Origin of the sequence: Natronincola ferrireducens, assembly GCF_900100845.1 — a bacterium.
Taxonomy (GTDB): domain Bacteria; phylum Bacillota; class Clostridia; order Peptostreptococcales; family Natronincolaceae; genus Natronincola_B; species Natronincola_B ferrireducens.
Genome location: NZ_FNFP01000002.1, coordinates 40,044 through 62,439 on the forward strand (window position 1 = coordinate 40,044; position 22,396 = coordinate 62,439).

General features: G+C 34.7%; 20 protein-coding genes and 1 other annotated feature. All 20 genes read left to right on the forward strand.

Annotation, left to right across the window (positions count from 1 at the left end):
• The first annotated feature begins 5 nt into the window (after positions 1 to 5).
• The 20 genes from BLS22_RS05640 to BLS22_RS15055 all read left to right on the forward strand — a co-directional run bounded on the left by BLS22_RS05640 (position 6) and on the right by BLS22_RS15055 (position 22,392).
• Complete coding sequence (locus BLS22_RS05640; RefSeq protein ID WP_090551786.1) at positions 6 to 704, forward strand: diacylglycerol kinase; 699 nt, start codon at positions 6 to 8, stop codon at positions 702 to 704.
• 25 nt (positions 705 to 729) lie between these two features.
• Positions 730 to 1,800, forward strand: a complete 1,071-nt coding sequence (locus tag BLS22_RS05645; protein ID WP_090551789.1) for a DUF3048 domain-containing protein — start codon at positions 730 to 732, stop codon at positions 1,798 to 1,800.
• 20 nt (positions 1,801 to 1,820) lie between these two features.
• Positions 1,821 to 2,243: a cytidine deaminase gene (locus tag BLS22_RS05650; RefSeq protein WP_244269478.1), complete on the forward strand. Its 423-nt coding sequence runs from the start codon at positions 1,821 to 1,823 to the stop codon at positions 2,241 to 2,243.
• Positions 2,233 to 3,120 carry a GTPase Era gene (gene era / locus BLS22_RS05655; protein WP_090551797.1) on the forward strand — a complete coding sequence of 296 codons (888 nt, stop codon included), beginning with the start codon at positions 2,233 to 2,235 and terminating at the stop codon, positions 3,118 to 3,120. The genes BLS22_RS05650 and era overlap by 11 nt, the downstream gene beginning before the upstream one ends.
• A 105-nt stretch (positions 3,121 to 3,225) precedes the next feature.
• Entirely contained in the window at positions 3,226 to 3,384 is a 159-nt protein-coding gene (locus BLS22_RS14830) for a YqzL family protein (protein ID WP_143011256.1), read from the forward strand.
• A gap of 31 nt (positions 3,385 to 3,415) precedes the next feature.
• Complete coding sequence (recO, locus tag BLS22_RS05660; protein WP_090551801.1) at positions 3,416 to 4,156, forward strand: DNA repair protein RecO; 741 nt, start codon at positions 3,416 to 3,418, stop codon at positions 4,154 to 4,156.
• Between the two features lie 15 nt (positions 4,157 to 4,171).
• Positions 4,172 to 4,654 carry a DUF4342 domain-containing protein gene (locus BLS22_RS05665; RefSeq protein ID WP_090551804.1) on the forward strand — a complete coding sequence of 161 codons (483 nt, stop codon included), beginning with the start codon at positions 4,172 to 4,174 and terminating at the stop codon, positions 4,652 to 4,654.
• Between the two features lie 79 nt (positions 4,655 to 4,733).
• Positions 4,734 to 4,904 (forward strand) — a binding site (T-box leader).
• Positions 4,905 to 4,960: 56 nt separating this feature from the next.
• The gene (locus BLS22_RS05670) at positions 4,961 to 6,358 is read left to right on the forward strand and encodes a glycine--tRNA ligase (RefSeq protein WP_090551808.1); all 1,398 of its coding nucleotides are present in this window, start codon (positions 4,961 to 4,963) and stop codon (positions 6,356 to 6,358) included.
• Between the two features lie 148 nt (positions 6,359 to 6,506).
• Entirely contained in the window at positions 6,507 to 7,145 is a 639-nt protein-coding gene (locus tag BLS22_RS05675) for a transcriptional regulator CcpN (RefSeq protein ID WP_090551812.1), read from the forward strand.
• 10 nt (positions 7,146 to 7,155) lie between these two features.
• A complete protein-coding gene (locus BLS22_RS05680; protein ID WP_090551816.1) occupies positions 7,156 to 7,989 on the forward strand; it encodes a pyruvate, water dikinase regulatory protein in 834 nt (277 codons plus the stop codon).
• A 44-nt stretch (positions 7,990 to 8,033) separates the two neighbouring features.
• On the forward strand, positions 8,034 to 10,667 hold the full coding sequence (gene ppdK, locus BLS22_RS05685; RefSeq protein WP_090551820.1) for a pyruvate, phosphate dikinase: 2,634 nt from the start codon (positions 8,034 to 8,036) through the stop codon (positions 10,665 to 10,667).
• Positions 10,668 to 11,546: 879 nt separating this feature from the next.
• Positions 11,547 to 12,671, forward strand: coding sequence for a GGDEF domain-containing protein (locus BLS22_RS05695; RefSeq protein ID WP_090551827.1), 1,125 nt, complete (start codon positions 11,547 to 11,549; stop codon positions 12,669 to 12,671).
• A gap of 515 nt (positions 12,672 to 13,186) precedes the next feature.
• Positions 13,187 to 13,861, forward strand: coding sequence for a response regulator transcription factor (locus BLS22_RS05700; protein WP_090551831.1), 675 nt, complete (start codon positions 13,187 to 13,189; stop codon positions 13,859 to 13,861).
• Positions 13,858 to 15,147, forward strand: coding sequence for a HAMP domain-containing sensor histidine kinase (locus BLS22_RS05705; RefSeq protein ID WP_090551835.1), 1,290 nt, complete (start codon positions 13,858 to 13,860; stop codon positions 15,145 to 15,147). Before BLS22_RS05700 ends, BLS22_RS05705 begins: the two co-directional genes overlap by 4 nt.
• A 233-nt stretch (positions 15,148 to 15,380) precedes the next feature.
• Entirely contained in the window at positions 15,381 to 17,195 is a 1,815-nt protein-coding gene (gene ftsH, locus BLS22_RS05710; protein ID WP_090551838.1) for an ATP-dependent zinc metalloprotease FtsH, read from the forward strand.
• Between the two features lie 81 nt (positions 17,196 to 17,276).
• Positions 17,277 to 17,471, forward strand: a complete 195-nt coding sequence (locus tag BLS22_RS05715; protein ID WP_090551841.1) for a hypothetical protein — start codon at positions 17,277 to 17,279, stop codon at positions 17,469 to 17,471.
• Between the two features lie 135 nt (positions 17,472 to 17,606).
• Positions 17,607 to 18,308: a zinc metallopeptidase gene (locus BLS22_RS05720; RefSeq protein ID WP_090551844.1), complete on the forward strand. Its 702-nt coding sequence runs from the start codon at positions 17,607 to 17,609 to the stop codon at positions 18,306 to 18,308.
• Positions 18,309 to 18,756: 448 nt separating this feature from the next.
• Positions 18,757 to 19,992 carry a MerR family transcriptional regulator gene (locus BLS22_RS05725; protein WP_090551847.1) on the forward strand — a complete coding sequence of 412 codons (1,236 nt, stop codon included), beginning with the start codon at positions 18,757 to 18,759 and terminating at the stop codon, positions 19,990 to 19,992.
• Between the two features lie 229 nt (positions 19,993 to 20,221).
• Positions 20,222 to 22,015 carry an FAD-dependent oxidoreductase gene (locus BLS22_RS05730; protein ID WP_090551852.1) on the forward strand — a complete coding sequence of 598 codons (1,794 nt, stop codon included), beginning with the start codon at positions 20,222 to 20,224 and terminating at the stop codon, positions 22,013 to 22,015.
• Between the two features lie 200 nt (positions 22,016 to 22,215).
• Entirely contained in the window at positions 22,216 to 22,392 is a 177-nt protein-coding gene (locus BLS22_RS15055) for a hypothetical protein (RefSeq protein WP_176762072.1), read from the forward strand.
• Positions 22,393 to 22,396: the final 4 nt, after the last annotated feature.

A 22,396-nucleotide genomic window follows, 5' to 3' on the forward strand; every position in this document is an offset into this window, starting at 1 on the left:
AAACAATGAAAGTAAGAAAGCTCATTGAAAGTTTTAATTATGCATTTGAGGGCATTATTTATGCCCTCAAAACCCAGCGAAACATGAAAATTCACTTTTTTGTAGCTGTAGTGGTTTTAGCTTTAAGTCTATTCTTTGATTTAACTAGAATAGAAATGTTGATATTGTTTTTAACTATATCTATGGTTATTATTACGGAAATGATTAATACATCTATTGAAGCTGCTATTGATTTGATTACTGATAAATACCATATTTTTGCTAAAATAGCTAAAAATGTAGCTGCTGGTGGGGTTTTGATTGCATCCATTAACGCCATTATTGTAGCTTATTTAATATTTTTCCATAGGATAAATCCCTATACTCATACGGTTTTAACCCGTGTGAGGCAATCATCCATACATATTACCTTTATTGTACTAATTATTATCATTTTTACAACCATTGCTTTAAAGGCTTATTTTGGTAAAGGGACTCCGGTTCAAGGGGGGATGCCCAGTGGTCATGGGGCAGTGGCTTTTTCCTTGGCTACAGCTATTACATTTATTTCAGAAAACATGTTTATAGCAACTCTATCTGTATTGATGGCATTATTGGTATGTCAAAGTAGGATAGAGAGCAAAATTCATAGTTTTTTTGAAGTAGTGGTGGGAAGTGTGCTGGGAATTATTATAACAATTATATTTTTTCAACTTGCTGGATAAATTTATACAAAAGGGGCGAGGACAAATGCACTGGAGAAGAATTGTAATAGGGATACTAGCCATAGGCTTAATAGGTACAATGCTGGCATGTAGTAAAAAGCCTGAAATTGATGAAGAGCCAATAGAAGAAGTAGTTATAGAGTTGGAAGAAGAAAAAGAATCCTTTGAAGGAATGGCTATTAACCCCCTTACTGGATTATGGATTGATAAAGAAGCTGCAATCAGAAGACCAGTAGCTGTAATGATAAACAATATGAAGGCAGCCTTGCCTCAAAGTGGTATATCTCAAGCGGATATTATGTATGAAACCTTAGCAGAAGGAAACATTACTAGATTGGTAGCAGTTTTTCAAGATTTTAATGCTGAAAAAATTGGACCTATTCGAAGTACTCGACATTATTATTTAAATTTTGCTTTTGATCATGATGCTGTCTTTGTTCATCATGGTGGAAGCCCTCAGGCATTTCAAGCTATTAAAAATTTGAAGCCTGCTAACTTAAACACTTTATCCTATCTAGAGGGTATTATGGCATGGAGGGATCCAGTTAGATCTAAGCAAAGGGGGATGTTTGAGCATAGTCTCTATACTAATACAGAGGGTATTATGAAGGGATGGGAAGCAGTAGGCTATAGAAAAGAAGTTAAAGAAGGTCTAGAAAGAAAGCTTAACTTCATGGAGGAGGAATGGACACCAGAGGGGGAAAAAGCAGATATAGTTATTATCCCTTTTTCTAAGGATTATACTGGCAGTTTTCAGTACAATCCAGAAACTAAGCTTTATAAAAGATATCAGTCAGAACAACCTCATATTGATGAAAACAATAACCAGCAGTTGGAGACTAAAAATATTATTATTCAATATGCCGACATTCGGGTGATTTCAGGGGATGCTGAAGGAAGAAGAGAAATAGAACTGATAGGCAGCGGTAAGGGTCTATACATTAGTAATGGCAAAGCCATGCCCATTGTGTGGAAAAAAAGCACCTATGACACAGCTACCCAGTTTCAGGATATTAATGGGAATCCGTTAAAACTAAATAAAGGGAAAACCTGGATTGCCATATTCCCTCAAAACAGAGAAATTCAATTGCAGTAGTATACGAGGAGGAAATAAAGATGGAGTATAAAGAACTTATAAAAAAAGCTAGGGAAGCACAAAAAAAAGCATATGTTCCCTATTCAAATTTTCCTGTAGGAGCAGCGCTATTAACAAAGTCAGGGAGAGTTTATACTGGATGTAATGTTGAATGTGCCTCCTATGGTGGAACAAATTGTGCTGAAAGAACTGCTATCTTTAAGGCGGTTTCGGAGGGAGATAGAGAAATTCAAGCCATTGCAGTGGTGGGTGCTGAAAATGAATACACGTTTCCCTGTGGTATATGTAGACAGGTGATTGTAGAATACGGAAAAAATATCAAATTAATTATTGGAAAAACTGAAGAAGATTACCAAGTATTTACCATAGAAGAGTTGCTACCTAAGTCCTTCTCTCCAGAGGATTTGCAAACATCAAAAAGGAGCTGTTGTAATGACATTTAAATCAGGATTTGTAACAATCATCGGAAGACCAAATGTAGGAAAATCTACTTTAATGAATGAAGTTGTTGGACAAAAAATTGCCATTATGTCGGATAAACCTCAAACCACTAGAAATAAAATTCAAAGTGTTTATACAGAAAATGATTTCCAAATCGTGTTTATTGATACACCGGGGATACATAAGCCTAAGCATAAGTTGGGGGACTATATGCTGAAGGCAGCAAAGGATACTTTAGGAGAAGTGGATGCTATTTTATTCGTAGTGGATGATAGTACCATCATAGGACCTGGAGATGCTTTTATCATGGAGGAACTAAAGGAGATTGATACTCCTGTCATATTGGTTATGAATAAAATTGACAAAATGAACCAAGAACAATTCAACAAGTTATATGAAGCCTATAAGGCTAAAGGGAATTTTGCAGATATTGTTGGTATATCAGCTTTGGAGAGAGCAAATTTAGATGTTCTTATAAACAAAATTGTAGAGTTTCTTCCTGTTGGCCCCCAATATTTTCCTGCAGATATGATTACAGATCAACCAGAAAGATTAATTGTGGCAGAAATTATTAGAGAGAAGATACTACACTATATCCATGAAGAAGTTCCCCATGGGGTAGCAGTAGAAACTGCTATGATGAAAAAAAGAGAAGGAAAGGATATCATTGATATTCATGCTACGATTTATTGCGAAAAAAAATCCCATAAAGGCATTATTATTGGTAAACAGGGTAGAAAGCTAAAGGGTGTAGGAAAAAGTGCTAGAGAAGATATTGAAAAGCTTTTAGGATCAAAGGTTTACTTAGAACTATGGGTAAAAATAAAAGAAGATTGGCGAAACAATCAAAATACTTTAAAAACCCTAGGATACGAATAAAAAGAGGAATTACAAATTTTTCAATGTATACAAGTCCCGATAAATCTAAAAATAATATTACGTAGTTATTTATTTGATAAAAAATAACAGGAAAGGGGACTTGTTATGCTAAGTAAAAAAATGTGGAGCATATTTAAAAAAACAGGTAATATTCAAGCCTATCTATACTGTAAAGAATATAGTAATTATACAGAAATTACTGAAGAACAAAAGGTTAATGTAGATATACAATTGTTTCAAACAAATAAAACAAACTCTATATAGAGTTTGATTAAATCTGTGGGAGATTAGGAGCATGATTGTAAAAACAGAAGGCTTTGTATTAAAAAATAAAAAGTATGGAGAGTCTGATAGCCTTTTGACCATATTCACAAGAAAACTAGGAAAAATTAATGCTATAGCAAAGGGAGCCCGAAGGCCTAAAAGCACTTTGATAGCTGGAGTACAACCATTTTGCTATAGTGAATTTATTCTTTATAAGGGAAAAAGTTTATATACCGTCACCCAATGTGAGTCTAAAGAAATTTTTTATAAGCTAAGGGAGGATGTGAAAAAACTATCCTATGCTGCTTATTTGGTGGAATTAGTGGAGGCTGTCACCAATGAAGGACAAACCAATAATAGATTATTTAATCTTTTAGGAACAACCCTTTATTTATTGACAAAGTCAGATATAGAGATGAATACTATCATTAGAGGTTTTGAATTAAATTATTTAAACTACTGTGGTTTTAAACCCGAATTATATTGTTGCGTAAACTGTACAAAGACAGAATCTCCTCAATGGAGATTTAGTCCCAGTGAGGGCGGTGTTTTATGTAACACTTGTTTTACAGTAGATCCCTATGCCATGAACATTTCAGAAATAACCCTTCGTCTGGCTAAGTATTTACAAGCAAAAGATATAAAAGAAATTCAAAAACTAAAAATAAGCGATTTTTTAAATGAAGCATTAAAAAAATTGTTAAAACAATCCATATTGGTACATATTAATAAATATGACTTTAAAAGTATGGACTTAGCCGATAAATTATAGGAAGGAGAGAAAACAATGGATATTAATCTTGAAAAAATTGACATTATTAGAGAACGAACTGGAGTATCCTATAAACAAGCAAAAGAGGCATTGGAAAGCACTGGCGGCAATGTAGTGGAAGCATTAATAGCTTTAGAAGAAGAGACTGGATCAAAATGGACAAAAAATATGAGTATGGCAGGCAATGACATGATGGAAAAGCTAAAGAGGGTCATTGAAAGGGGAAACGTAACAAGGGTTATTTTAAAAAAGGACGACGAGGTGGTATTAAATATCCCTGTAACAGCAGGTGCTATCGGGGTTATTTTGGCACCGGTAGCTTCATTACTTGGCATATCTGCTGCATTAGTAACAAAAACCAAGATTGAAATTGTTCAAAAAGATGGTAATGTAGTGGATTTAAATGAAATTGCTGAGGAAAAGGTAGAAGAATTTAAAAGTAAGATAAAGGGTAGTGCTTCAATGGAAGATGTTGACGATATTTTAGATGATATTTAGATGCAAATAGAGGAGATTTTTAAAAAACTCTATTGACAACTACAGGATAATTTGATAAATTTTAAATTAAAATTATACATAAACAGCTATGAGAAAGAGGAGTAGTTGATAAGATTACAAAAGCGAGCTGGGGATGGTGAAAGCCCGGTGTAATTCATCAATGAAGGGAGCTTTTGAGCTGGATATCACAAAGTGGGTACTTCTGTACCAACTAGGGTGGAACCGCGGAAGATAGTCTTTCGTCCCTAATTTTAGGGATGAAGGGCTTTATTTTTTGATGAAAATTTAAGTAGAAGGAGAGTTATTATGACAAAGGAAAAAACAATGGAAAAGATAGTATCATTGGCAAAGTCTAGGGGTTTTGTGTTCCCAGGCTCTGAAATCTATGGTGGACTAGCTAATACATGGGATTATGGTCCTCTAGGTGTAGAATTAAAAAACAATGTAAAAAAGGCATGGTGGAAAAAATTTATCCAACAGAGCCCCTATAATGTTGGTTTAGATTCAGCTATTTTAATGAATCCCCAAGCTTGGGTGGCGTCGGGACATGTTGGAGGCTTTAATGATCCTTTAATGGACTGTAAGAAGTGTAAAGCTAGATTTAGGGCTGACAAAATGATTGAGGACTATTTAAAGGCTCAAGGTGAAAATGTTGATGAAATTAGTGTAGATAGTTGGAGTAATGACAAAATGAAGGAATTTATAAAGGATAAGGAAATCCATTGTCCAGAGTGTGGTGCCAACGAATATACAGATATTCGCCAATTTAACCTTATGTTTAAAACCTTTCAAGGGGTAACAGAGGATAGTAGTACACAAATATACTTGAGACCTGAGACAGCTCAGGGTATCTTTGTAAACTTTAAAAATGCTTTGAGAACCTCTAGAAAAAAGGTACCTTTTGGTATTGGACAGATAGGTAAATCCTTTAGAAATGAAATTACTCCTGGAAACTTCACCTTTAGAACAAGAGAATTTGAGCAAATGGAATTAGAATTCTTCTGTAAACCCGGGGAGGATCTACATTGGTTTGAATACTGGAAAAACTTCTGTAAGGACTGGCTATTGAGCTTAAACATGAGGGAGGATAACATTCGTTTAAGAGAGCATTCTCAAGAGGAACTGTCCCATTATAGTAATGCCACTGTAGATATAGAGTTCAAATTCCCCTTTGGATGGGGGGAACTATGGGGTATAGCCGATAGAACAGATTTTGACTTGAAGCAGCATAGTGAACATTCTGGCATAGACTTTAGCTATCAAGATCCTGTTACAAATGAAAAGTATATACCCTACTGCATAGAGCCTTCTCTAGGGGCTGATCGAGTTACCTTAGCCTTTTTAGTGGATGCCTATGAAGAAGAAGTAATAGACGAAAAGGATACAAGAGTAGTATTAAAGCTGCATCCTGCTCTAGCACCCTTTAAAGCAGCGGTACTACCCTTAACAAAGAAATTAAAAGAGGATACTTTAAAGCTTTATGAGAAGCTAGCAGGAAAATATATGGTAGACTATGATGAAGCAGGAAGCATTGGTAAAAGGTATCGACGTCATGATGAAATAGGAACTCCCTACTGTATCACCTTTGACTATGACTCCCTAGAAGACAACTGCGTAACTATACGTCATAGGGATACGATGGAGCAGGAGAGAATTTCTATCGACAAATTAGAAACATACTTAGATGAAAGATTGAAATTCTAATAATTAATGTATTATCAGTTGAGGTTTTATACCTTAACTGATATTTTTTTGAAGAATAATTTAAAAAGAGTATAGCAAAACTAAAAAAAGTATGATACATTAATTATATAGTATAACATATATACAGAATAGAGTAACACATAAAGAGGTGATTTTGATAGAATTTACAAGTAGACAAAAAAAAATTATTGAAATTGTTGAAAAAAGTCAACCTATAACCAGTCAGGATATTGCTACCCTATTAAAGGTGACGAGGGCAACCCTCCGACCAGATTTGTCTATACTGACAATGTCAGGGGTTTTGGATGCAAGGCCTAAGGTAGGTTACTTTTATACAGGAAGACCCCACGTCAACCTAATAGAACAACAGATTAAGAGTATTAGGGTAGAGGATATTATGTCAGTGCCGGTGGTAGTGACAGAAGAGATGTCTGTTTACGATGCAATCGTAACGATGTTTTTAGAAGATACAGGTACAATTTATGTAGTATCGGAGGGCATATTAGTAGGAGTGGTTTCCCGTAAGGATTTTTTAAAGAATGCCATAGGGGGTATAGATATCAACAAAGTTCCAGTGGCTATGGTGATGACCCGCATGCCTAATATTACCACCATATTCCCCGAAGAAAGCATTTGGGTAGCGGTGAATAAAATAGTAGAGCATGAGGTAGACAGTTTACCGGTTGTAGAGAAACTTGTTGATGAGGGAAAAGAAAAGCTAAAGGTTATAGGTAAAATTTCAAAAAGTAACATGGCAAAATTACTTGTTGAGCTATGTAGAGAGTAGGAGGAGTTATATGGATAGAGAAGAACTACTGATATATATTGTTTCGGATTCCATAGGAGAAACAGCCGAACAAGTGGCAAAGGCATCTGTGAGTCAATTTCTGTTTGACAATTATGAAATTCGAAGGTTTCCTTTTATTAATGAAAAACAACAGATTAGTGAAATGATTGAGGAAGCAAAGCAGCAAAGATCCATTATTATATTTACTATGGTGGTACAGGAACTCAAGGATTATTTAGTAGAAGAAAGTAGTAAAGCCAATATACCATCTATTGATATCATGTCTCCCATTATTCAGGGGCTTAGTGATGTATTGAAATCAACTCCTAAAAGGGAGCCAGGCCTTATTAGGAAGCTTGATGAAAAGTACTTTAAAAAAGTAGAGGCCATTGAATTTGCAGTGAAGTATGATGATGGTAAAGATCCTCGAGGTCTTAAAAAGGCTGATATTGTGCTAATAGGAATTTCTAGAACCTCTAAAACCCCACTGAGTATGTATTTAGCTCATAAAAATATTAAGGTAGCCAATGTTCCTTTAGTACCAGAGGTGGCACCACCAAAGGAATTGTTTGAAATTCCATCTAAAAAAGTTATAGGCTTGACCACCAATCCTATGAAGCTTATAGAAATACGTCAAGAAAGATTGAAGGCTTTAGGGCTAAAAAGTGAAGCCAACTATGCCAGCATAGAAAGGATTTTAGAGGAATTAGAGTATGCTGATGATATTATGAAGAGATTAGGATGCCCTGTTCTAGATGTTTCCAGCAAAGCAGTGGAGGAAAGTGCCAGCATTATTTTAGAAATCTTTAGAGAAATTGGCTACAAGCTTATAAATGGTAGATAAATTCTAAATTTAGATTACATAGATATTATATGGAGGTGTTCTAATTGAAAAAATATGTATATAGCTTCAATGAGGGAACTGCAGCAATGAAGTCTTTACTGGGGGGAAAAGGAGCTAACCTTGCAGAAATGACCAAAATAGGTCTTCCTGTTCCCAGTGGTTTCACTGTAACAACAGAGGCTTGTAATGAGTACTATAACGCAGGTGAAAAATTATGGAATGAATTAAAGGAAGAGGTTTTAAACCATTTAGCCAACCTAGAAGAAAAGATGGGAAAAAGGCTAGGGGCAGTTGAAAATACCCTCTTAGTCTCCGTTCGTTCCGGCAGTCCAATTTCTATGCCAGGTATGATGGATACCATATTAAACTTAGGATTAAATGACGAAACAGTTGAGGGTTTAGCTTCTGCCACGAACAATCCAAGATTTGCCTATGACAGCTATAGAAGATTCATACAAATGTTTGGGGATGTTGTACTGGAAATTCCTAAATACAAATTTGATAGTATATTGGAAAAGAAAAAGGATGAAAAAAACATTGAAGAGGATACAGATCTAACAGCTGTAGATTTACAAGTTATCATAGAAGAATATAAGGCTATTGTTAAAAGAGAAAAGAACATAGATTTTCCCCAAGATGTCAAGGATCAACTCTTCATGTCAATTGAAGCAGTATTTAGATCCTGGAACAATCCAAGGGCAAAGGTATATAGAAATCTCAATGATATTTCCGATACATTAGGAACTGCTGTAAATATTCAATCTATGGTATTTGGTAATATGGGTGAAACATCTGGCACTGGAGTAGCATTTACAAGGGATCCTTCCACTGGAGAAAAGAAGCTTTTTGGAGAATTCTTAATGAATGCTCAAGGTGAGGATGTGGTTGCAGGGATTAGAACTCCTAAGCCTATTGAAGAGCTTCGTAGTAAAATGCCACAGGCCTATGATAGATTTTTAGAGGTAGCAAATCTATTGGAGGAGCATTATAAAGATATGCAGGATATTGAGTTTACAATAGAAAATAGCAACCTCTATATCCTTCAAACCCGTAATGGCAAAAGAACAGCCCTAGCAGCAGTAAACATAGCAGTGGATATGGTGAAGGAAGAAAGATTGACAAAAGAAGAAGCAATTATGAGGATAGATCCACTGCAGGTAGAAAAATTACTACATCCTACCTTTGATGAAGAAGAATTGAAAAAAGCAACAGAAATCACTAGAGGTTTACCAGCATCTTCAGGGGCAGCTACAGGGAAAATTTACTTTACACCAGAAGATGTGGTGGCGGCTAAAAACAGAGGAGAAAAAGCAATTCTTGTAAGAATGGAAACTTCTCCGGAGGATATCGAGGGAATGGTTGCCTCAGAGGGTATTTTAACGGCTAGAGGTGGTATGACCTCCCATGCAGCTGTAGTAGCTAGAGGAATGGGAAAATGCTGCATAGCTGGTGCAGGAGAGATTAGAATTGAGGAATCCAACAAATTCTTTAAGGCAGGAGAGAGACTATATAGAGAAGGAGAGTATATTTCTTTAGATGGTAATCAAGGGATTGTCTATGAAGGTGAGATCCCTACAACAGAATCCCAATTAACAGAAAACTTTGTGGAACTGATGACCTGGGCAGATAATATAAGACAATTAAAGATTAGAACAAATGCCGATACCTCTAGAGATGCTGAAAAAGCAATAGAGTTCGGGGCAGAAGGAATAGGATTATGTAGAACTGAGCATATGTTTTTTGAGGAATCCAGAATTTATGCAATTCGAAAAATGATTTTATCTACAACAGAAGAGGCTAGAAGAAATGCTTTAGAGCAACTGTTGCCAATGCAGCGGCAAGATTTTGCAGAAATATTTAAAGCGATGGGACCTCGACCTGTAACTATAAGATTGTTAGATCCTCCATTACACGAGTTTCTACCTCATGATGAAGAAGATATAAAGCAATTGGCAGAGAAAATGGAAGTTTCTTATTATCAGTTGCAGGAGATTGTCAACGATTTAAAGGAAATGAATCCAATGTTAGGACATAGGGGATGTAGATTAGCTGTAACCTACCCTGAAATTTATGAAATGCAGGTAAAAGCAATAATAGAAGCGGCTATTATTGTAAAGGAGAAGGAAGGCATAAATGTCATTCCAGAAATAATGATACCTCTAATAGGAGAAATAAAGGAATTCCAATATGTAAAAGGAATTGTTGAAAGAACTGCTAAAGAGATACTAGTGGAAAGAAAGGCTGATCTTCAGTACTTGATAGGGACTATGATAGAAATACCTAGAGCCGCTGTAACTGCAGATGAAATAGCTGCTGAAGCAGAGTTTTTCTCCTTTGGTACCAATGATTTAACCCAAATGACCTATGGATATTCTAGAGATGATGCTGGGAAGTTTATTGGGGAGTACAAGGAAAAAAATATTTTAGAGAAGGATCCTTTCCAACGAATTGATAGAAAAGGTGTAGGTAAGCTGATGGAAATAGCGGTGAAGCTAGGAAAGACAGCTAGACCCAATATTAAACTTGGTATTTGTGGAGAGCATGGAGGAGATCCTAATTCCATTGAGTTCTGTCACCTATTAAATCTTGATTATGTATCCTGCTCTCCTTACCGTGTTCCTGTTGCTAGATTAGCAGCAGCCCAGGCGGCTATTAACAACAAGGACCAAAGGAAATAGGATTTAAAATAGTTTTATTAAAGCTATGAAAGCTTTATATATTAAAGTTTTGGTGGAATTTATATAAAACAAAAAAAGGGTATTATTTCTTAGTAATTTTAAGAAATAATATCCTTTTTTTATTGATTTTTTGTATTATGGAACAAAAAAATTAATAAAAAATAGGTTTTATGAAACACTTTTATGGTAGAATAGTAGTGTAAAATGTGTGTTAGTTTCGGGGGGTTTTTATTACAATCGGATATGTACGAGGTGTAGAAACCGAGTTTACCCAGAACAGTGGAAGCATATAAGAAAGATCGTTGTCAGGGATATTTGCGCCATTCAGGGGAAGAAAAATTACACGTTATGGAATGAGATGACGGCTGAGGGGATTGACAGCCTGCTTCATGAAACGTCGGACGATGTTATTGTTGGTTGGGCCCCCCTGGCATGGAATTTGCTTAAATACAAAAAAAGCAGCGACATTCAAATTGTGACCGTGTCGATCATGATTGGAGATGGGGTTAAAAACTATGAGCATTTCGGAGAAGTCCATTTGGAGCTAATTGGACATAAAATATTTAAAAATGGTTGAACTTATATTAATAAATGAACAAAGATGGGAGAACTACCTTCAGGTATAGTAAATAGACGGAATTATAGTCAGGTCGGGTTACTCATGACTTATTGATGTTTTATGTGGCATTAACCTCAAGGATTCTTGATGAATAAAGTGTTTCATAATCTGCAATGGAGGGAGAAGCTTTATTATTCATTTATTCCTTAACTCATATAAAATATTGATTAAATAATATATAATAGATGATAAAAATAAAACGAAATCATAGTAGCACCAAATTGGAGTTTAACATTTAGGTAGTTTTTGAGGTGAGGAAAATGAAGATCTCAGCATCAATCAGTACGGACATTCTTGCTATTGTCGCCCTTTGTTCAACAATATGTTTGGCTAAAAGGAATCCAGTCATCAATAATGAAAAAAATAAAATGTACATATCGGTGTCAGTGGTAACTATAATTTTGCTTATTTTGGAAATATTTACTATTTTAATGGACCTTTCTACAAATAACAAACTCGTGGTATTCCATCGTATTGCAAACATTATAGGGTTTTCTTTGAGTCCTGTAGTACCCTTTATTTTTCTTATGTTCTATGATAATAATGAAAAAAGAACATTTAATAAGTGCTTACTAGCTATACCCTTATTTATTAATACCTTAATATGTATTCTAAGCTATAGTACAGGCTGGATCTTTTTCGTTGATGGTCAAAATCACTATTTACGTGGAAATATTTTTATGCTGCCGACGATAGTTAGTACCTTTTATTTTATTTTGATAATGATTGTCTTTAAACGAAACACAGATGAATACCAAATTGACAATAGAAAACTTTTAGTTTTAATCTTTTTTATGCCTATTCTGGGAGCAATTTTTCAGATTATTTTTAAAGACTTACTATTAATTTGGGGATGTATGGCTATATCATTGCTGCTATATTATATTTTGCTGAGAGAGCTACAGTTTAAATATGATATTCAAACTGGAATTAAAAATCGTGTAGCTTTTGAAAAAGAAATGGAACAATATTCTAAGGATGATAAAAATGCTGCCATTGTTGTGTTGGATATTAACAACTTAAAAAAGAATAATGATAATCATGGACACAAAGCTGGAGATGAAATCATTTTCTATACTGCTAAAATTATACAAGAAAGTTTTGCCACTCTTGGGAAGGCCTTTAGGATTGGTGGAGATGAATTCTGTATTATTTGCGAGGAGATTACCAAGGAGTCAGTTGACCGTGGACTGGAAAAATTAACTAATTTATTAGCAAATTTAAATGAAAAACGTACTATTAAAATTGAAATCGCTTATGGGTATGCTTTTTATATAAAAAATGAAAGTGAAAGCATATATGCTATATTCACTCAGGCTGATAAAGCTATGTATGAACATAAAGCAAGATTAAAGGGTTGTTATGGCAGAAGAATAAATGATTAGTAATTGGAAACAAGTAGTGTTTTGACTGTATGATTAAGCCATAAGCTTCAGGAGATGTGTCATAATAGTAAAAAATGGTGACTGGTCTATTTTGTTAGCAGTAGCCCAGGGACAAATTAATCATCTTCAAAAATAAATAATGAAACAAATAGTATAGACATAGATTCCTAATTCATATATATTAAGGGTTAGGGAAATGATATTAATAAAGTAAGAGTATTGTCATTTAGCAACTTTAAAAGACAATACTCTTTTAATTTTAACTTTATAAATACATAATTTCTATCTAATGATTTTGTTTCTTAAGTATTGAATATATAGTTTAGACTGTAAAGTTCATATTCAGTTCATAATTAGATGATTATAATAGGACTATGAGGGACTAAGTAGCATGCAAAATAAATACCAATTAAACCCAAAATCATTGATGAATTAAATATATATAAATGAATTTATGGGATAGCTTTGTTGTGTTGTTACGTTTTTTTAAGAACAATATGGGAAAGAGGTAAAAAATGGTGAATATTCTAGTAGTGGAGGACGACAAAAACTTACAGAAACTCATGATAGCTGTCTTAAAGCAACGGGGGTATCATGTTTTAAATGCAAAAGATGGATTAGAAGCTTTAGAGATATTAGATACTACTCATATAGATCTAATTATTAGTGATATTATGATGCCAAATATGGATGGGTATACTTTGACGGAGGCCCTGAGAAAATCAAATTATAACCTCCCCATTTTAATGGTAACAGCCAAAGAAACCCTAGAAGATAAAAAGAAGGGATTTTTGGTGGGAACCGATGATTATATGGTAAAACCCATTGATATGGATGAGATGGTTTTGCGGGTAGCTGCCTTATTACGTCGATCTCGCATCATTAATGAGTCTCGATTAGTAGTTGGTGAAATAGAGCTTGATTATAATACTTTAACTGTGAATAACAAAGGGAATTCAATAGTTTTGCCAAAAAAAGAATTTCATCTTTTATTCAAGCTTCTGAGCTATCCTAAACAAATATTTACAAGACAACAATTAATGGACGAAATATGGGGGATGGAGGCAGAAACTGATGAACGCACAGTAGATGTTCATATTAAGCGATTAAGGGAAAAGTTTTCTGATTGCAATGAGTTTGAGATTGTCACAGTTAGAGGGCTGGGCTATAAAGCGGAGATAAAAACATGAAAAAAATCACTTTAAAGCTAGCTTTGTTTTTTATTTTTCTTATTTGTGCCTCATCTGCATTATCCTTTGTTGGATCAACTCTTTATACGAAAGATATTAAAAATGAAATACAGTTAAATCAAAAGGAAATAGCAATTTCTATATTAGAATTAGAAAAAAAGACAAATTTAAGTATAGAGAAAATCGTTAATATTATGCCGACTTCTATGTATGATATCACTAGCGTTGAGGATATTGGTTTGATAGAGATAACTGAAGAAGAACTAAAGCATATTAAAGATAATAAAATTGTTTTTTTGACTAAGGGTAGATTTCATGACCCTGTTACAATACTTATGGTAAACGATGCTTATATTCAAATAAGCCTTCATCCCCATAATACCATTTTTAAAATTATTGCATCTCGGATATGGTTCTCACTAATGTTATATGTTACTATAGGAGCCTTACTCATTATCGTATTGGCTAGAAGAGTGGTTAAACCAATATTAAAACTAACTGCTGCTACCCAAGAGGTTGCAAAGGGTAATTTTGACATTCAGGTTCAAAACAAAAGCCATGATGAAATTGGACAGCTAACTCAGAATTTCAACAAAATGACAAGAGAACTAAAGAATATCGAGTATCTTCGGAAGGATTTTATCACCAATGTATCCCATGAGTTTAAGACACCTATTGCATCCATCCAAGGTTTTGCTAAACTATTGCAGAAATGGGATTTACCTCAGAGGGAAAGAGAAGAATATACAAATATTATTATTGAAGAAACAACGAGATTATCCAACCTTTCATCTAATATACTAAAGCTTTCAAAACTTGAAAATCAGGAGATTATAGAGAAAAAAGCTACTTTTTCTTTAGATGAACAAATTAGAAAAAGCATCTTGCTTCTTGAGCATCAATGGAATAAAAAGAATATTGAATTTGATATTCATCTTGATAAAATTCAGTATCTAGGAGATGAAGAACTGCTTCAACAGGTTTGGATTAACCTCATAGGTAATGCTATTAAATTCTCCCATAGCAATAGTACAATCAATATCCAACTGAAACAAATAGATGAAATTATCGAAGTGAAAATTATAGATTATGGCATAGGTATGAGTGAAGAAACTAGGGAGCGTATTTTTGAAAAGTTTTATCAAGGAGATAAAGCTCATTCTTATGAAGGCAGCGGTCTAGGTCTATCCCTGGTGAAGCGTATTATTGATTTATACAGTGGTAGTATCTATGTAGAAAGCAGGTTAAAAGAGGGTTCGATCTTTACAGTAGAGCTACCATTATAGATTATTTAAGCCCCCTCCATTTATAGTCAAGTAATATTACCATCTAGAATCTAAGAAATTTAAACATGCTGTATTGATCAATTATCGAATATAGCATGTTTTTTATGTCTAGGGCTAATTTCTATTAATAGTTCATACTTAGTTCATATTAAAGCTATACAATAGTTTCATAATCAAGAAAATGATTTAGTCCAATAAAAATATAGAAAAATGATTGCAGAGGAGAATGTGACATGAAAAAAGAAAAGTATCCCCAAAAACCAATGATTTACTATTATATAGCAACAATAATGATAGTTATGCTTCTAAACGCCTTTATTTTTCCCTTAATAGTACAAAGAAACATTATGCAAGTAGATTATGGTACATTTTTAGAAAAGATTAAAGATGGTAGCATAAAAACTGTAGAAATCCAGGAAAATCAAATTGCCTTTACAGCTTTGAACTATGAAGATGAGGAAAAGATATTTGTAACAGGTCGGATGGATGATCCAGAATTAGTGAACCGTCTCTATGATGCTGAAGTTACATTTTCTAGAGTCATCCCAAAGGAAAATTCACCTATAGTAAGCCTTATGTTAAGCTGGATTTTTCCCATCATGATTTTTATTGCTCTCGGTCAAATATTAACAAAATCTATGAGTAAAAATATGGGTGGAGGTATGATGGGTCTTGGCAAGAGCAATGCCAAAGTCTATGTTGAAACTCAAACAGGAAAAACCTTTGCCGATGTTGCAGGACAGAACGAAGCGAAGGAGGCACTAACTGAAATTGTAGATTTTCTCAACAACCCATCTAAATATAAGGAAATTGGAGCCATTATGCCCAAGGGAGCTTTGCTGGTGGGGCCCCCTGGTACAGGTAAAACCCTTCTTGCAAAGGCTGTGGCTGGTGAGGCAAAGGTTCCCTTCTTTTCAATTTCAGGCTCAGAGTTTGTTGAGATGTTTGTAGGTATGGGAGCAGCAAGAGTAAGAGATCTATTTAAACAGGCTCAAGCCAAGGCTCCTTGCATTATATTTATTGACGAGATTGATACCATCGGTAAGAAACGTGATAATGGAGGTTTAGGAGGAAATGATGAGCGGGAGCAAACCCTAAACCAGCTACTAACTGAGATGGATGGTTTCAGTGGAGAACAGGGTGTTGTTATTCTTGCGGCAACCAATAGACCCGAATCCCTTGATAAGGCATTGCTACGTCCAGGTAGGTTTGACCGTCGTGTACCGGTGGAGCTGCCCGACCTTTCTGGTAGGGAGGCTATCCTAAAGGTTCATGCTAAGAAAATAAAAGTAGATAGTCAGATTGATTTTAATGCCATTGCTAGGGCGACATCAGGGGCTTCAGGTGCAGAGCTTGCTAATATTATCAATGAAGGGGCACTTAGGGCAGTAAAATGTGGACGTAATTATGTAGTGCAAAGCGATTTAGAAGAAGCAGTAGAAGTTGTTATTGCAGGATATCAGAGGAAAGGAGCGGTTATTTCACTAAAGGAAAAGCAGATTATTGCTTATCATGAAATTGGCCATGCAATTGTTGCTGCAAATCAGATGGAGTCTGCACCTGTCCATAAGATAACAATTGTTCCCCGGACTTCCGGAGCTCTGGGATATACAATGCAGATAGCCCAGGAGGAAAATGTATTGATGACAAAGGAAGAAGCCTTTAATAAAATTGCAACCTATACCGGAGGACGTGCTGCAGAGGAATTGATATTTGGAACCTATACGTCAGGTGCTTCTAATGACATTGAACAGGCAACGAAAATAGCAAGAATGATGGTGACACGGTTGGGGATGAGCAAAAACTTTGACATGATGGGATTAGAAACTGTTTCTAATCAGTACCTTGGAGGAGATACATCTTTAACCTGTTCATCAGAAACTGCAGCTAAGGTTGATGAAGAGGTACTGGATATCATTAAAAAAGCCCATGAAAAAGCTATTAATATATTAAAGGACAATCTGGATAAACTCCATGAATTATCTCGATATCTTATAGAAAGAGAAACTATAACAGGAGAAGAATTTATGAGGATTTTATCAATTTAATATTATAAAGAAGGATTAGGCTTAGAATACGGGGATTCTAAGTCTAATCCTAAGCTTATCAAAAAAATTGGAGGAGGTAGGATGAATCAATTAAACCAGAAAGAAATGATGAGGAACTGTCCTAATTGTGGAGGAATAAATATAGGAAGACTGCATAAGAATAGTTATTTTTGTAGTGATTGTTATGTGGAAGTAGCTATAACAAGAAAAAATGATATATATCTTCATATTCATTCAGAAGATGGTGGTATCATAAGAAAAATTAAATTGGAATAAAGGATAAGGTTGTTTATTACCTTAAAATGTGGAGGTTAAAACTCAAGGGAAAATGATATAATATTCCATTAGTTCATATATAGTTCACATTCAGATTGTAGAATAAAACCATACAATTTATAAGGAGTGATCAAGATGTTTTATTCATATGGATTTTGGGGATTTGATCCAACAGTGATTATTTTAATTCCCGCCATTATTCTTACTCTCTATGCTCAAGGAAGGGTAAAATCCAATTTTACTAAATATTCGAGAGTTCCAACACGAAAGGGATACTCAGGAGTTCAAGTTGCTAGGGTGCTTTTAGATCAACATGGGTTACAAGATATACCTATTGAAGTGACAAGGGGACAACTGAGTGATCATTACGATCCAACTAAACGTGTCGTAAGGCTATCAGGAGAAGTTTACCAAGGAAACTCTATCGCCTCAATTAGTGTAGCTGCCCATGAGGTAGGACATGCAATTCAACATGCAAATGGATATGCCCCTCTATCTCTAAGAAACATGGTATTTCCTATTGCAAGATTTGGATCTTCTGCAGCTTGGGGGTTTATAATGGTAGGGTTACTGATTCCTAGCCTTGGTGGGCTAATGGATATTGGTATATTACTCTTTGGAGCTGCTGTAGCTTTTCAGTTGATCACCCTTCCGGTAGAATTTAATGCCAGTAGCCGGGCTTTACGATTACTTAATGCTAATGGTTTTATTGTTGGAGAAGAAGCAACAGGAGCACAAAATGTACTTCGAGCTGCAGCCTTAACCTATGTAGCCGCTATGGCAAGTGGAATCGCACAACTAATGAGATTGATTTTGATTAGAAATAGAAGAAGATAGAACAATATATGGTAGTAAAAAAATAATTATCAAATACACGATTAAAATACGTTCCATAATAGTAAAGATGGAGATTGGGCCTTAATGATAGAAGTACAGGCGCCTAAAAAACATCCAAGAGCAACTAAATAATAAAGCAAATAGTATATGATAGCTGAAAAATCCTGATAGAGTGGTACTTGAGACTATCTGTGCTATAAAAAGTATAGGGTATTGCACTTAATTTCATTAGTGACTTTAAGTGCAATATCCTGTTTTTATTTAAAATATACTATGGGTTTTTTACATATAAAAAATTAAGAATACATAGGAGATTTATTTCATATAAAATAAATAGGTTTTTTTGATTTTATAAGGGAAAACTGCTAAAATATTACCATGATTCATTTATAATCAAACTATAATTGTCAACAAATAGATATTTAATATATTGGGAGAAGAAGAGGAGATGAAGATGAGAATTGGTGAGTTTGCCAAAAAGCATGGAATCACTCAGGATACAATCCGGTATTATCTAGATATTGGCTTATTAGTTACAGAAAAAAAGGGTGGTCAGTATAAGTTTACTAAAGCGGATAGTGAGGATATAAAAAAAATAATAGAGTTAAAGTCAATAGATTTTTCATTAAATGAAATTCAAAGCATACTGATATTTCAGCGCTTAAGTGGCACAAATACAGATGTGTTTCGAAATTTATACCTACCATTTTTAGAATCCAAGAGAAATGAAATCACAAATGAACTTGCAAAATATAATAGAATGAATGATTATTTAAATTCTAAAATTAATGAGATAAAATCTGCAGAATTAAGAGCAAAGCAAAGGCTAGGTTTACCTATGGCGGCATTAAGTATATTAGTATGCCCAATCTGTAAAGCTTCTTTTAAAATATCCGATGGAAGCATAGAAGAAAGTATGATTATTGATGCAAATATAAATTGCAGCTGTGGCTATAATGCTATTATTCAAGAGGGGGTTTATATTGATAGAAGTGCTCCCCGCACAAAAATGATAAATGGGAAGAAAATGCCCACTAAAGAGGAATTTTTATCTGAATGCTCTTACACCTTTGTTAACTTTCTGTACAAGGGAATGGCTACAATAATAGAATATATAAACAAATATAAGGAAGAACCTAAATACATTATGGAGCTGGATAATTGTGTAGGATTTTTTCTTTTACAATATATAAAAGACCTACCCCCTACCTCCACCTATATAGTTATTGATTATGATAAAGAGAGAATACTTAAATTGAAAAATAATCTAGAGATGTATTATGATCATAAGAACTTTATATTTTTATGCTGCGATTTTCATAAACTACCAATTACACAATCATCCATGGATATTGTAGTTGATTTTGGTATGAGCAAAACCTATTTGGAGTCTGAAGGGAAGTTTTTACTTGATATGATATTACCACTATTAAAAGAAAAGGGTATTATTAGCGGCGCATATCAATATATAGGGCAAAATGAAAAAGCTAAGGAAAATATACAATTAAAAAATGAGGATCTATTTAGCAGAAGTAAAATCTTAAAAATATTAGATTCCCTAGACATTACAATATTGGATCTAATAGATATAGGGCCTGTTTTAAAGGATCTTCAACATAAGGGTCCAATGAAGAGTACTGAGGTATATAAACTAGCTTATGTAGGTAGGAAAACAAAAAAATGAGTAAAGGCTAGAGGTAATATATTTATATAAGGATAAAACATAAAAACCTTGAGTTAGCACAAGGTTTTTATGTTTTATTTTGCATATACATGGATTTTAGTATATTGACACAGTCCTAACTCAAGGAAGTACAATTAAATTAAATGCTATAGTTAGTCAATTAACAAACTTTAGATTGTTTTACTTCTATAGCATATCAAATGCAATAATAAAAATTAGGAGGTATAGTATGAAGGGAAAATCTATTAAAGTGTTAAGTGTTTTATTATGCTTAGCTATGATTGTTGGTTTAGTTGGATGTTCTCAGCCTAGCACAAATCAAGTAGATGCTATTTATAAAGCCGGTACTTATATAGGAACAGCTCAGGGGCACAATGGAGATGTGAAGGTGGAAGTAGAATTTAGTGATACAGCCATTGTATCTGTTAAGATTGTAGAGCACAGTGAGTCAGAGGGTATTAGTGACGTTTCAATTGAACGTATACCTCAAGAGGTTGTAGATGGCCAAACATTAGCTGTGGATTCAGTATCAGGAGCTACCGTTACCTCTAAAGCTATTCTTGCTGCTATAGAAGATGCTGTCAAGCAGGCGGGTGGTGATGTAGAAGCTCTAAAGGGCAATAAAGTTTCTAACAATAGCGGGCAAAATGCCATTGAAATGACAACTGATGTGGTAGTTGTAGGTGCTGGTGGAGCCGGTCTAGCAGCAGCAGCTTCAGCCCATGAGCATGGAGCAAAGGTTATTGTTTTAGAAAAGCAAGCAAATGTAGGTGGTTCTACAGCTTTATCTGGGGGAGGTATTTCTGCTACCGGAACAAGATTCCAAGAGGAGAGAGGTATTAAAGACAGTAAACAATCCTGGATGGACCTTTGGAAAGAGCGGCAGGCTACAAGTAACCCAGATGGCAAATATCCAGATTATAATTTTGTAGATAAGTTTATGGATGCGGCAGTTGTTACTACAGAGTGGCTAGTAGATTATATAGGTCATGCCTATGGAAGTATAGCAGGATTTGGACTTGATCCAGTAGAGAGACTACATTTCTCTGAGACGGATGGCAGTACAAATGGTGGAACTGCTTTAACCCGAAATATTGAGAATTTCATTTTAGGTGAAGGAATTGAAATATTGACAGAAACTCCAGCTAAGGAGTTAATGACTGATGAGAATGGTAATGTAATAGGTGTCATTGCAGAAGGAAAGAATGGAAAAGTAACTATTCATGCAAAAAAAGTTGTATTAGCAGCTGGAGGATATGCTAAGAGCGAAGAGCTATTGGAAAGATTTATCCCAGAGGCTGCTGGAACTGCAGATATAAGTGCAGCAGCAGCTGGTAGTACTGGTGACGGTATAATCATGGCAGAAGAAATAGGAGCAGCATTATATGAAGAGCCTTGGGTGATAGGTCTTGGTGTAGGAACTAAAGTTCCAGGAACCGAAGGTCTGATGATGGATTGGACTAAAGTTTATGTTAATGAGAAGGGCCAGCGTTTTACAAATGAAGAAATACATTATTCAATAGCAACAAATAAAATTTTAGAGCAAGAGTCACCATGGGTAATTTTAGATTCTAATGATGCAAATGCAAATATTGCTGGAGCTCTTGAAGATGCAATAGCATCGGATGAAGTAGTAAAGGCAGATACATTTGAAGCATTAGCAGAAGCTATGGGTGTACCAGTAGATGCTTTTGTTAAGACAATGGAAGCCTTCAATGAAGGGGTAAAAACTGGAAATGACCCAATGGGTAAGAGTAAGGATTATTTAGTTCCAGTTAATAATGCTCCTTACTATGCAATTAAACTATATGGCAAAACTATGGGAACTTTTGCAGGGGTTAAAACCAATGAAACCTACCAAGTTCTACGGGAAGATGGTTCAGTGATCAATAATTTATATGCTGCTGGGGAAAATGCAAATAAAGTATTATATAATCAAGTTTATATGTCTGGCAGTGCGGTACAGTTTGCGTTAACCAGTGGACGTATAGCTGGTGAACATGCAGCACAAAACCTGAAATAAAGGCAAAATAGATTAAAGATGAAGGTTCTTTTGAACTGTTAAAAAACATAAAAAACCCTCAATACACTGATAAGGTGAACTGTACCATAAATGACTGGGGTATTTTGTCTGCACTACCTTTAGCAAAAAATCACTACGAATATTATATAACTCTGTGGTAGATACTATTTTTGAATACATTATAAAAGGAGGTGCAACATATGCCAGGAAAAGCTAAACAGTATGTTGACCAAGGTATGTCATCAGTACAAAATACTGTTAACACATTACAACAAGCCCTTAATTCTGCAGAAAAACCAGACAATAAAAACAAGATTCAACAAGCAATAAACTCTCTTAATGCTGCACAGCAACAATTATCAGGATATCAAGATTAATAAA

What these genes read in the sequence shown, in the direction of transcription:
- BLS22_RS14830 (WP_143011256.1), top strand. Translation starts at nt 3,226, where the DNA reads ATGCTAAGTAAAAAAATGTGGAGCATATTTAAAAAAACAGGTAATATT.
- BLS22_RS05645 (WP_090551789.1), top strand. Translation starts at nt 730, where the DNA reads ATGCACTGGAGAAGAATTGTAATAGGGATACTAGCCATAGGCTTAATA.
- BLS22_RS05670 (WP_090551808.1), top strand. Translation starts at nt 4,961, where the DNA reads ATGACAAAGGAAAAAACAATGGAAAAGATAGTATCATTGGCAAAGTCT.
- recO (WP_090551801.1), top strand. Translation starts at nt 3,416, where the DNA reads ATGATTGTAAAAACAGAAGGCTTTGTATTAAAAAATAAAAAGTATGGA.
- BLS22_RS05705 (WP_090551835.1), top strand. Translation starts at nt 13,858, where the DNA reads ATGAAAAAAATCACTTTAAAGCTAGCTTTGTTTTTTATTTTTCTTATT.
- era (WP_090551797.1), top strand. Translation starts at nt 2,233, where the DNA reads ATGACATTTAAATCAGGATTTGTAACAATCATCGGAAGACCAAATGTA.
- BLS22_RS15055 (WP_176762072.1), top strand. Translation starts at nt 22,216, where the DNA reads ATGCCAGGAAAAGCTAAACAGTATGTTGACCAAGGTATGTCATCAGTA.
- BLS22_RS05650 (WP_244269478.1), top strand. Translation starts at nt 1,821, where the DNA reads ATGGAGTATAAAGAACTTATAAAAAAAGCTAGGGAAGCACAAAAAAAA.
- BLS22_RS05720 (WP_090551844.1), top strand. Translation starts at nt 17,607, where the DNA reads ATGTTTTATTCATATGGATTTTGGGGATTTGATCCAACAGTGATTATT.
- BLS22_RS05680 (WP_090551816.1), top strand. Translation starts at nt 7,156, where the DNA reads ATGGATAGAGAAGAACTACTGATATATATTGTTTCGGATTCCATAGGA.
- BLS22_RS05725 (WP_090551847.1), top strand. Translation starts at nt 18,757, where the DNA reads ATGAAGATGAGAATTGGTGAGTTTGCCAAAAAGCATGGAATCACTCAG.
- BLS22_RS05665 (WP_090551804.1), top strand. Translation starts at nt 4,172, where the DNA reads ATGGATATTAATCTTGAAAAAATTGACATTATTAGAGAACGAACTGGA.
- BLS22_RS05695 (WP_090551827.1), top strand. Translation starts at nt 11,547, where the DNA reads ATGAAGATCTCAGCATCAATCAGTACGGACATTCTTGCTATTGTCGCC.
- BLS22_RS05700 (WP_090551831.1), top strand. Translation starts at nt 13,187, where the DNA reads ATGGTGAATATTCTAGTAGTGGAGGACGACAAAAACTTACAGAAACTC.
- ftsH (WP_090551838.1), top strand. Translation starts at nt 15,381, where the DNA reads ATGAAAAAAGAAAAGTATCCCCAAAAACCAATGATTTACTATTATATA.
- BLS22_RS05640 (WP_090551786.1), top strand. Translation starts at nt 6, where the DNA reads ATGAAAGTAAGAAAGCTCATTGAAAGTTTTAATTATGCATTTGAGGGC.
- BLS22_RS05715 (WP_090551841.1), top strand. Translation starts at nt 17,277, where the DNA reads ATGAATCAATTAAACCAGAAAGAAATGATGAGGAACTGTCCTAATTGT.
- BLS22_RS05730 (WP_090551852.1), top strand. Translation starts at nt 20,222, where the DNA reads ATGAAGGGAAAATCTATTAAAGTGTTAAGTGTTTTATTATGCTTAGCT.